This is a genomic window from Asanoa sp. NPDC050611 (assembly GCF_040654855.1).
Taxonomy (GTDB): domain Bacteria; phylum Actinomycetota; class Actinomycetes; order Mycobacteriales; family Micromonosporaceae; genus Asanoa.
Genome location: NZ_JBFAIU010000241.1, coordinates 1,719 through 11,794, shown reverse-complemented (window position 1 = coordinate 11,794; position 10,076 = coordinate 1,719). Strand labels below are relative to the sequence as shown.

Below are 10,076 nucleotides of genomic sequence, written 5' to 3'. Positions count from 1 at the left end.
CTTCACCCGGATACAACAGCGGTATCCGGGCAAAGCCGCCGCACGCCCAGCCGACACCTGGACTCCGCCTCGCCTCGACCCCAGATACGAAACAGGGCCTAGTCGAGGCGGATGGTCACCAGCGCGCCGGACAGTTCCTGCTCGGTTTTCCGGCCCACGTCGTGGCCGGCGACCATGATCCCGTAGTCGGTCGGACCCAGCGGCACGTCACTGACCGAGAACGAGAACCGGCAGGTGCCGTCGTCCAGGGCCTGTGGGACGGCCAGCTCCCCGGTGGCAGCCGACCCGCCGGCGCCGGTGATCACCACGGCGGCGCCCTCGACGACGTCGGCCCGGGCTCCGGTGCCGGCGCAGCCGCCATGGCCGTCCGGCGTGAAGGAGCCGCCGAGCACCACCGCGCCGGAGACCATGAAGCTGCCGAGGACGATCGGCAGGGCCGGCAGGCTCGGCGTCGCCGCGGGGTCGTCGCGCGCCGACATGGTGACGCGGAACATGCCGACGGCGAGCACGAGCCCGACAAGGGCACCCGCCCACGTCCAGCGGGAACCCGGCGGGGTCGGCTCGGTCTGCGACGGTTGCACGCCGGAAGTGTCCCGGCCGGAGTTGATCTCCGCAACCCCGTTCGTCGCGCCCTTACGTGCCGCTCCGGCGGAAGACCTCGCCGCAGACGCCGACGCAGCGCGCGAGCAGCACGTCCGCGGTGGGCACGTCCCTCGTGGTGAACAGGAGGACCGCCCGGTCGACGCGTTCGACCGGGCCGGTCCACGCCGCCGCCGACAGCGCCCGCTCGAAGGCGTCGCTGCCGGGATGGGACAGGTCGAAGAGGGTCAGGGCCTCGTCGCCGAAGCTCACCGTCCACTCCCGACCGTCCCGGGTGCAGACGGCCAGGGAGGACAGGAGGTGCTCCAGCGCCGGCGGCAGCCCCGCGACCGCCGCGGCCACCGCGGGCCGCCCGGCCAGCGTGTCGCCGTCGTAGACGTCCCAGCCGTCGCTGGTGCGGTAGGGCCGGACACCGTCGACCGCGTACGCGGGACGGGAGCGTCGAAACATGGTCTGTCAGCCGGTGGCGCGGCGGGCGACGATGTGTCGGGCGGTCGGGCGGTGGTGCCATTCGCCGGGCGGCGAGTCGCGCAGGAACTCCGCGCGCAGCCGGGTGACGAAGGCGTCGCCGCGGGCGGTGGCCAACGGGCGCAACGGACCCGAGCGCGTGTACGCCTCGAAGAAGGTCGCCGCGTCCGGGTGGGACATCGGATGCGACACCGCCTCGTCGCTCTCGACCGCCACGCCCTGTGCGGTCACGGCGGGCGCCAACTCGCGCTCCCACGCGCCGTCACCGCGCCCCACGTGCGCGCCGACGACGGCCGCGACGCGGGCGAATGGCCCGTCGTCCTCCGTCCGCGCCGGCCAGTAGACCACCGACAGGCGACCGCCCGGGAGCAACGCCGCCGCCCACGAGGCGATGGCTTCCGCCGGGGCGGGCAGCTGTTGCAGGCCGAAGACCGAGACGACGGCGGCGGCGGAGCGTGGGTCGAGAGTGGAGGCATCGCCCTCGACGACCCGTACGCGGGCGAAGGGTTCGGCTCGTTCGCGGGCCAGGCGAACCATCCCCGCGGACAGGTCGATGCCGACGAGATCCCGGTCGGGCAGCTGCGTCACGAGCGCGTCCAGCTCCGGGAACGTGCCGCAGCACGGCACCAGGACCGGCCCGTCGGGCAGGTCCTTCGGGAGCGCCCGCACCGCGGCGGCGACCCACGGCGCGAACCGCGGCACGTAGTAACGCTCGTATCCCTCGGCCGCCTCGTCCCAGCCGCGGGCGAGCCGGGCGAGCTGTTCCGCGCGACCGTCGGTGACCATTCCGTAAGGTCTATCACCAACAGCGACCGGACAGGGGGGATGGTCATGATCGACCTATCGGGGGACCCGCCAGCTGCTCTACCGCCGCCCACCTCGACGCTGGCGCGGATGTCGCGGCGACAGCTGCTGCTGGCCGGCCTTTGTGGACTCGCCGGTGGCGCCGCGGGTGCGTACGGAATCGTGTCGCTGTCCGCCGGCGATGATCCCGCCACCGCCGCCGACAGCGTCACCACCGTCGACCCGGCCGGCGATCCCGAGCGGTTCGTCGACCTGGCGACGCTCGGCCCGGCGGTCACGGTGGCGATCGGGCGGTCGGGGCGGTGCGCGGTCACCGTCGGCGCCACCATCGCGTACGGCTCGACGGAGGTCGACGTCCTGTCGCAGGCCGGCGCGATGTCGTTCGAGGCGAGCGGCGCCAACGAGATCCCGCCGAGCCTGGAGCGGGCGGCCCGGTCGGCGCTGTCGCTCGGCGGCGTGGAGGTGCCGTTCTCGGTCACCCAGCCGGTCGCCTCGACGACGATCCTCGAAAACCTCCGGCCGGGCCGCACCACGTTCACGGCCAAGTACCGGACCGAGGGCGGGTCGCCGGTGCCGGTTTTCTTTAGCTACCGGTCCATCCTGGTCACGCCGCTCTAGGCGCCAGTTGGAGCACGTCGTCCAGGGCGAGGCTCGCGCCCCGGGCGGTGAGGCGGCGGTACGGCTCCTCGCCGAGGCGCGTCCGCAGGTGCTCGGCGGTCTCGGAATGCGCCTCCTGGTCGATGCCCCAGACCGGCGAGCCGAGCGTCCCGCGTACGCCCTGCGCCGCACCGAACAGCGTCGCCGCGCGGTCGGTGTCGCCCGTGCGCTCCGCCACCGCGGCGAGCGCGTCGAGCACCCGCGGGATCGTCTCCCGGCTGCCGAGCGCGACGGCCATGTCGAGCGCCTCGGCCAGCTCGCGGCGCGCCGACGCCATCCTGCCCTGGCGCACGTGCGCCCAGCCCTGGCAGACGAGCCCGTTGCTGACGAGGACGTCGTCGTCCATCTCGCGGGCGCGGTCGATGCCTTCCCGCAGCGGCGGCAGGGACTCGTCCACGAGGTGGGTCGTCACGCGGGCCACGCCGAGCGCGAGCAGCGCGAACGTCAGCCACCAGCCGGCGCCGTCGAGCCGGCGGAACGTCTCGACGGTCTCGACGAGGCGCTGTTCGCAGCCAGGATCGTCGGGTGCGTCGATGACCGCCAGCGCGACCTCCGCGGTCGCCGCCCCGCGCGCGTCTCCCCGCGCGGCGAACCGGTCGCGGGCGGGCGGCAGCACGTCCTTGGCGCGGTCGTAGTCCGCGCGCAGGAACGCCATCATGCCGAGCACGAGCCGGGCGTTCGCCTGGTTGTCCGCCGACAGCGTCGCGCCGGCCGCCAGCGCCTTCTCCATCGCGTCCTCGACGTCGGTGGCCAGCGCCTGGGTGAACAGCAGCGGCCAGATCGCCGACGCCATCCGTACCGCCGAGTCGGGGTCGTCGTCGGCCAGGAACCAGCGCAGCGCCGCCCGGAAGTTGTCGTTGTCGGCGACGCACTGCTGCACGAGCGGCCGGATCTTCGCGTTGGCGGCGACCGCGGCACCGACGTCCAGGGTCTGCTGGCGGAAGTACCCGGCGTGCCGCTGCCGCAGCCGCTCGGCTTCGCCCTCCTCCTCGAGCCGGGCGGTCGCGAAGTCCCGCACGACCTGGAGCATGGCGAACCGGGGCTCGCCGTGCACGGAGTGGTCCGGCCGCAGCAGCGCCTTGTCCACAAGGGACGACACCTGGTCGAAGACCGGTGCGTCGCAGATCGTCTCGGCCGCGTCCAGGCGGAAGCTGCCCGCGAAGACACCCAGCTGCGTGAACAGCGTGCGATCGGGCTGCTCCAGCAGGTCGTAGCTCCAGGCGATCGTCGAGTGCAGCGTCCGCTGGCGCGAGGGCAGGTCGCGGGCGCCGGCGCCGAGCGTGTCGAGGCTGCGGTCGAGGCGGGCGAGCAGGTCGTCGAGGTCGAGGATCCGGGCCCGCGGTGCGGCCAGCTCGATGGCCAGCGGCAGGCCGTCGAGCCGGCGGCAGATCTCGGCGATGGTACGCACCTCGGCCTCGTCGAGCGTCAGGTGCGCGCCGGCCGCGGCGGCCCGGTCGGCGAAGAGCTGGACCGCGTCGGAGCGCTTCGCGGCGTCGGCGCTGTCGGACCAGTCGGGCACGCCCAGGGTCGGCACCTCGAACACGTGCTCGCCGCTGATGTGCAGCGGCTCGCGGCTGGTCACCAGGACGGTCAGGCGGGTGGTGCGCGCGACCAGCTCGGCGACCACCGGTGCCACGTCGACGACGTGTTCGAAGCTGTCCAGGAGCAGCAGGTTGTGGTGCCCGTCGACGGACCCGACCACCGCGTCGAGCAGTGACAGGCCCGGTGTCTCGGGCACGCCGAGCGCGGCGGCCACGGCGGGCGGCACCTGGCGGGCGGCGGAGAGCTGGTCGAGGTCGACGGTCGCGACCGACTCGAACTCCGGCGCGACCGACGCCACCAGCTCGACCGCCAGGCGGGTCTTGCCGATGCCGCCGGGCCCGATGAGCGTGAGCACGCGGGTCGACCCGATCAGGGACCGCAGCGCCTCCAGCTCGGCGTGGCGGCCGATGAACCTGTTGGTGGCCGTCAGCCGGCGCAGGGCGTCGCCCCGGGCCCCGGCGGCCGGCGGGGGAGGGGGAGCGGGTGCCCGCTCGGCGCCGAAGCGTTCGCTGAGCAGCAGTGCCAGGTCGCCGCCGATGATGCCGACCAGCTCCCGGGGGTGTTTGAACGTGCGGTAGGAGACGCCGCCGTGTGCGACCCGGTCGAGCATCTCGGCCAGCCGGGGCTCGCGGTGCGGTGCCGGCCGCTGGACGTAGACGAGCTGCGGCTTGTCGCCGGCGGCGAGGAACTCGTCCTCGAGCCCGGAGACGGACCGGCCCGGCTCGACGGTGCCGTAGCTCTCGCCGTAGATCGCGACGAACACGTCGCTCTGGGCCAGATAGGCCAGATACAGATCGCGCGGCGGGTACGGTCGCGCGCCCAGCTCGAACATCACGGGCGTGAGGTGCAGCTGCTCGATGGCGCGACGCGCGGCGACCCGGGCGTCCGCCAGCTCGTTCATCGTGGAGCTGACGAAGACGCGAAGCCGCTGGTCCGGAGTGCGGATCTCGGTCATGGTGGCCGCCTGTGGCCAGCCTAACGTGGCCGCCCGCGGCGGCGCGGTGCTTTCAAACGGAAGAACCGGCATGAACGCCCCAGGCGTCCGCCTGTCACGAATCGCGGGCCTGCGTGGTCCACCTGATGCGAACCGAACCCGCAGGGAGATGAGCTGATGGCCCGCCTGCCCACCACCTTCTGCGCGGTCGTCACGGAACGGCGGCTGCTCTGGATGCTCGCCTACCGTCTGCTCGCCTCGCCGAGCGCGGCGGAGCAGGCCGTGCGCGAGACCTACACCCGCTGGTACACGCTGCCGGCCGCCGCACAGGACCGGGTCGACAATCCGCTGTCCTGGCTCGTCGGAACCCTGGTGCGGGTCTGCGTCGTAGGCCGGCCCCGCCCGGGTATCTGCGTAGGCGTCGGAGCGCGGCGGTACAGGGCACAACGATGAGGCGGGCGGTCATGGTGGGGCCAGAGAAGACGATGGCGGAGGCGGTGGCGGCGTTCGACGCCGTACGGCCGCGGCTGTTCGGGATCGCCTACCGGATGCTCGGCAGCGTCGCGGACGCGGAGGACGTCGTGCACGACGCCTGGCTGCGCTGGCAGCTGACGGACCGCGACCAGGTGCGGGACCCGGACGGCTTCCTGATCACGACGACCTCGCGGCTCGCGATCAACGCGGCCACGTCCGCGCGCGCCCGGCGGGAGGTCTACCCCGGACAGTGGCTGCCCGAGCCCGTCGACACCGCCGCCGACCCGATCCTCCAGGCCGAACGCGACGAGTCGGTCGAGCTGGCCATGCTCCTCCTGCTCGAACGGCTCTCCCCGGTCGAGCGGGCCGTGTACGTGCTGCGCGAGGCGTTCGACTACCCGTTCAAGCAGATCGGTGAGGTGCTCGGCACCAGTGAGGCGAACGCGCGGCAGATCGGCCGCCGCGCCCGGGTGCACCTGGCCGAGGAGCGGCACGACCCGGTCGCCCGCGCGGACCACGGCAAGCTCCTGCGGTCGTTCCTCGCGGCCGCCCGCGCCGGTGACCTCGACCAGCTCGAGAAGCTGCTCGCCGAGACCGCCGTCTCGTACGCCGACGGCGGTGGCACCGTCCGGGCCGCCCCCATGCCGATCATCGGGCGGGAGAACGTGGCGCGCTACCTCGTCGGCGTGCTGGCGAAGTTCGGCCGCGACCTCACGTTCGAGATCGTCGAGTCCAACGGCCAGCCGGCGGTGCTGGCCTCGCGCGACGGCACGGCGGTCGCGCTGCTCGCCGTCGACGCGTCGGACGAGGGCATCGAACGCGTGCTGCTCACCCTGAACCCCGCGAAACTCGCGCGCTTCCAACCGATGGACGGAGAACGATGAAGATCGGAAACAACGAGATCCAGCTGCTGGGTACGGCGCTGCCGCCGGACCTGCCCGCGGGCTCGCACGTGATGACCGCGACGATCGAGCTGCCACCGGGCGACCCGGGCTCACCGCCGCACCGGCACTCCGGACCGGTGTTCGGCTACCTGCTCGAGGGCGAGATGGTGTTCGAGTTGGAAGGCGAGCCGGAGCGGGTGATCAAGGCCGGCGAGGCGTTCTGGGAGCCGGGCGGGGACGTCATCCACTACCAGGCCGCCAACAACCTGCCCGACCGTACGACGACGTTCCTGGTCGTGATGGTCTGCGCCCCCGACCAGGAGATGCTGGTGTACGTCAGCCCCGAGGAGCTCGAGGCGCGCAAGGACCGTCGGGCGCCGAGGGGGGCCTGACGCATGCGGATCCTGCTCGCCGGCTCGACCGGCGTCCTCGGCCGGCGGATCGCGCCGCGGCTGACCGCGTCGGGGCACGAGGTGATCGGGCTCGCGCGCACCGGGCCGCATCCCGTCGACGTGTTCGACCGCGACGCGGTGCTGGCCGCCGTCGCGGCCGCCCGGCCCGACGTGGTGATGCACCAGCTCACGAACCTGAGCACCGGCGACACCGCCGCGAACGCGACGCTGCGCCGGGAGGGCACGCGGAACCTGGTTGACGCCGCGCTCGCCGCCGGCGTGCGGCGGATCGTGGCGCAGAGCATCGCCTGGGCGTACGAGCCGGGCCCCGATCCCGCGACCGAGCAGACGCCGCTGGACGTGCACGCGCCTGGGGCGCGGGCGACCTCGGTGGGCGGTGTGCTCGGCGTCGAGTCCGCGGTGCGGGAGGCGCCCGAGTGGGTCGCGCTGCGCTACGGCACGCTCTACGGCCCGGACACGTGGTACAGCCGCGGCGGGCTGATGACGCGGCTCGTGCCGGCCGGGAAGGTGCCCGCGAGTGCGGACGTGAGCAGCCTGCTGCACGTCGACGACGCCGCGGCGGCTGCGGTCGCGGCGCTGGACTGGCCGAGCGGGCCGGTCAACGTCTGCGACGACACACCCGCCGCGGCCACGCTGTGGGTGCCGGCGTTCTGCGCGGCGGTCGACGTGCCCGCGCCGCCGGTGGTCGAGGGGGAGCGGCAGGGCTGGGCGCGGGGTGCGAGCAACCGCCACGCCCGCGAGGACCTCGGCTGGGAGCCGACGTATCCGTCGTGGCGGGCCGGGTTCGCCACGCTCTGACTCTGGGGGAGTAATGACGGCTGTGCTGAGCGACGACTACGCGCGCTTCGGGCTGGCGCCCGACGTGGTGGCGGAGTGGGAGGACGGCGCCCGCACCGACGGGAGCGCCGGCTCGTACGAGTGGTGGTACTTCGACGCCCACCTCGACGACGGCGCGAAGGTCGTGGTGGTCTTCATGAACAAGGACCTGGGCGCGGCGAATAGTCCACTGTCGCCGCAGCTGCGGGTCAACCTGGAACTGCCGGACGGCACGACGTCGAACCACGTGCTGGCGATCCCGGCGGCTCAGTGGTCGGCGGAGCGCGGCCGCACCGACGTGCGGATGGGTCCCGGCAACCGGTTCTCGGGTTCCGACCTGCGCACGTACCGGATCCAGGCGGCGGCCGGGTCGCTGTCGGTCGACTTCACACTGACCGCCTCGGTGCCGGCGTGGCGGCCGACCACGGGCCACATGCTCTTCGGCCCGGACGGGCGGCTGGAGTTCAACTGGCTGCCGGCGGTGCCGCAGGGAACCGTGACGGGCTCATACACATTGGACGGTGTACGCCACGGGGCGACGGGCGTGGGCTACCACGACCACAACTGGGGCAACGTCGGCCTCCAGAAGATCATCCACGACTGGTACTGGGGCCGGGGCCAGGCGGGCCCGTACACGGTGATCGCGTCCTTCATCACGGGCGTGGAGAAGTACGGCTTCGCCGAGATCCCCATCTTCATGCTGGCCCGCGACGGCCGGATCATCGCCGACGACCCGGCGAAGACGCGCTTCGAGCGCGAGGGCGTCTACCGGGACCCGAAAACAGGCAAGCCGGTGGCGGCGGTGGTCCGTTACACCTATGTGGACGGCCCGGACACGTATGTCGTCACCTTCGACCGCAAGCGGGACCTGGTCCGCAACCCGCTCACCACGGACCTGCCGTGGCTCAAGCGCGCCGCGGCGCGCCTGGCCCGCTTCGACGGCGCGTACCTGCGCTTCGCGGGTTTGCTGACCATCGCACACCACCGCGACGGCCGGCTGGTCGAACAGGCCACCGACGACGCGATCTGGGAGCTCATGTATTTCGGGCACGCCCGTGGGTGAGTGAGAGCGCGTCGTAGTCGGCGACCGGCCACGGCACCGTGTAGTAGCTGCGCTCGACCGCCCGTTGCAACAGTCGCCGAAGCTCGTCCCCGCCGATCGTGATGAGGTGGAACAGCGCCGGGTTGCCTTGCCGGACGTTCTCCACTACGTAGATCCAGAAGTTCGGGTTGGCCTCGGCCTCGGCCTTCTGCCGTGGCTCCAACCACAGGTCCTCGCCGCGTGCCCATTGGCCGAAGGCCTTGACCTCGATGCTGCGGACGTCGCCCGCCACGTCGGCGGCGGCGCCCGTGCCACGTGTGTCGCGGGACGGTCGCCCCTGCGCGGCCTCCCAGGCGAGAACGAACTTCACGGCGGCGTTCTCGACCGCGCGGTTACCGCTCACGAGCGCCATGACGCAACCGTACGGGCGGACGGTTCCCCCGAACAGGGGCCGATCGCACAAGGTGTGCGACTTGCTGCGTTTCGTGATGCGAACCTCCTGACCAGGGAACTAGCGGCGGGGAGGCGGCGATGGCGGGTTCCACGGATGTCGGCACGGGCGTCGGGTCGGTCGGTGAGCGGCTGCTGCAGGTCGCCTACGGGTCCGAGGAGCGGGCGCGGCGGTTCTACGAGACGCAGATGCTCGACCACCTCAACGAGGTGATGCGCGAGTTCATCGCCCGGCAGGAGATGATGTTCGTCGCCACCGCGGACGGCGACGGTCACTGCGACGCGACGTTCCGCGCCGGGCCGCCGGGGTTCGTCGCCGTGCTCGGCGAGCGGCAGGTCGCCTGGCCCGAGTACCGCGGCAACGGCGTCATGGCCAGCCTCGGCAACATCGCCACCAACGCGCACGCCGGGCTGCTCTTCGTGGACTTCGAGGACTCGATCGGCCTGCACCTCAACGGCCGGGCGACCATCGTGGAGAACGAGGCGGTGCCGCTGCCGCGCGATCCGCTCGCGGGGCGCCGGCCCGAGCGCTGGGTGCGGATCGAGGTCGACGAGGCGTACATCCATTGTCGAAAGCACATCCCGCGCCTGGTCAAGGTCCCCCACGACCGCGCCTGGGGCACGGACAACCCCCGCGCCAAGGGCGGCGACTACTTCAACGTGGCGCGCGACCGCGCCCAGCCCGCGCCCCCACCGGAACCCCCGCGTCGCCGGTGGTGGCAGCGGCTGCTGGACTCCTAGGCGCAGGTCGCCCAGAAGTCGGTGACGACGTCGGCCGTGGCCGGGTCGAACAGGGGAGCAAGGTGACCGGCACCGGGCAGCACCGCCGTGCGGCCGTCCGGGATCTGGGCGGCCCAGGCCGCCGTGTCCTCCGGCGTGCAGATCGGGTCGTCCGCAGCCGTGGCCAGCAGGGTGGGCGCCTTGACCCGCGCGAGCAGCGCGGTGGCGTCCGGGCGGTCGAGACTGATCGAGCGGATCGCCTGGCGCATGCC

Annotated in this window: 12 protein-coding genes and 1 pseudogene; 7 read left to right on the top strand and 6 right to left on the bottom strand. The window is 72.9% G+C overall.

Annotation, left to right across the window (positions count from 1 at the left end; all coding sequences use genetic code 11):
* Window positions 1-98 precede the first annotated feature (98 nt).
* From AB0H87_RS29205 to AB0H87_RS29195, 3 genes are read right to left on the bottom strand one after another with little or no spacing between them, the layout of a single operon-like run.
* Window positions 99-581, bottom strand: a complete 483-nt coding sequence (locus tag AB0H87_RS29205) for a hypothetical protein (protein WP_360152518.1) — start codon at window positions 579-581, stop codon at window positions 99-101.
* Window positions 582-633: 52 nt separating this feature from the next.
* Window positions 634-1,050: a hypothetical protein gene (locus tag AB0H87_RS29200; protein ID WP_360152515.1), complete on the bottom strand. Its 417-nt coding sequence runs from the start codon at window positions 1,048-1,050 to the stop codon at window positions 634-636.
* 6 nt (window positions 1,051-1,056) lie between these two features.
* On the bottom strand, window positions 1,057-1,854 hold the full coding sequence (locus AB0H87_RS29195) for a class I SAM-dependent methyltransferase (RefSeq protein ID WP_360152512.1): 798 nt from the start codon (window positions 1,852-1,854) through the stop codon (window positions 1,057-1,059).
* A gap of 108 nt (window positions 1,855-1,962) precedes the next feature.
* On the opposite strand from AB0H87_RS29195, the gene AB0H87_RS29190 reads away from it, so the two are divergent.
* On the top strand, window positions 1,963-2,490 hold the full coding sequence (locus AB0H87_RS29190; RefSeq protein WP_360152509.1) for a hypothetical protein: 528 nt from the start codon (window positions 1,963-1,965) through the stop codon (window positions 2,488-2,490).
* On the opposite strand, the gene AB0H87_RS29185 is transcribed toward AB0H87_RS29190, so the two are convergent.
* Window positions 2,477-5,026, bottom strand: coding sequence for a DUF4062 domain-containing protein (locus AB0H87_RS29185; RefSeq protein WP_360152506.1), 2,550 nt, complete (start codon window positions 5,024-5,026; stop codon window positions 2,477-2,479). The two genes, AB0H87_RS29190 and AB0H87_RS29185, sit on opposite strands and share 14 nt — an antisense overlap.
* A 156-nt stretch (window positions 5,027-5,182) precedes the next feature.
* Between AB0H87_RS29185 and AB0H87_RS29180 the strand changes: the two genes are divergently transcribed.
* From AB0H87_RS29180 to AB0H87_RS29160, 5 genes are read left to right on the top strand one after another with little or no spacing between them, the layout of a single operon-like run.
* The gene (locus AB0H87_RS29180) at window positions 5,183-5,458 is read left to right on the top strand and encodes a sigma factor (protein ID WP_360152503.1); all 276 of its coding nucleotides are present in this window, start codon (window positions 5,183-5,185) and stop codon (window positions 5,456-5,458) included.
* An 11-nt stretch (window positions 5,459-5,469) separates the two neighbouring features.
* Window positions 5,470-6,363, top strand: a complete 894-nt coding sequence (locus AB0H87_RS29175) for an RNA polymerase sigma-70 factor (RefSeq protein ID WP_360152500.1) — start codon at window positions 5,470-5,472, stop codon at window positions 6,361-6,363.
* Window positions 6,360-6,755 carry a cupin domain-containing protein gene (locus AB0H87_RS29170; RefSeq protein ID WP_360152497.1) on the top strand — a complete coding sequence of 132 codons (396 nt, stop codon included), beginning with the start codon at window positions 6,360-6,362 and terminating at the stop codon, window positions 6,753-6,755. The genes AB0H87_RS29175 and AB0H87_RS29170 overlap by 4 nt, the downstream gene beginning before the upstream one ends.
* Before the next feature lie 3 nt (window positions 6,756-6,758).
* The gene (locus AB0H87_RS29165; protein WP_360152494.1) at window positions 6,759-7,574 is read left to right on the top strand and encodes an NAD(P)-dependent oxidoreductase; all 816 of its coding nucleotides are present in this window, start codon (window positions 6,759-6,761) and stop codon (window positions 7,572-7,574) included.
* Between the two features lie 13 nt (window positions 7,575-7,587).
* Window positions 7,588-8,655: a hypothetical protein gene (locus tag AB0H87_RS29160; RefSeq protein ID WP_360152491.1), complete on the top strand. Its 1,068-nt coding sequence runs from the start codon at window positions 7,588-7,590 to the stop codon at window positions 8,653-8,655.
* Here the strand turns inward: AB0H87_RS29160 and AB0H87_RS29155 are convergent.
* Complete coding sequence (locus AB0H87_RS29155) at window positions 8,627-9,046, bottom strand: DUF3883 domain-containing protein (protein WP_360152488.1); 420 nt, start codon at window positions 9,044-9,046, stop codon at window positions 8,627-8,629. The genes AB0H87_RS29160 and AB0H87_RS29155 overlap by 29 nt on opposite strands.
* 119 nt (window positions 9,047-9,165) lie before the next feature.
* Here AB0H87_RS29155 and AB0H87_RS29150 point away from each other — a divergent pair, with 119 nt between their 5' ends.
* Window positions 9,166-9,825 (top strand): pyridoxamine 5'-phosphate oxidase family protein, encoded by a 660-nt coding sequence (locus AB0H87_RS29150; RefSeq protein WP_360152485.1) that lies wholly within the window; start codon window positions 9,166-9,168, stop codon window positions 9,823-9,825.
* Here AB0H87_RS29150 and AB0H87_RS29145 read toward each other — a convergent pair.
* Window positions 9,822-10,076, bottom strand: a pseudogene (locus tag AB0H87_RS29145) (hypothetical protein); the annotation flags it as partial. The gene AB0H87_RS29150 and the pseudogene AB0H87_RS29145 overlap by 4 nt on opposite strands.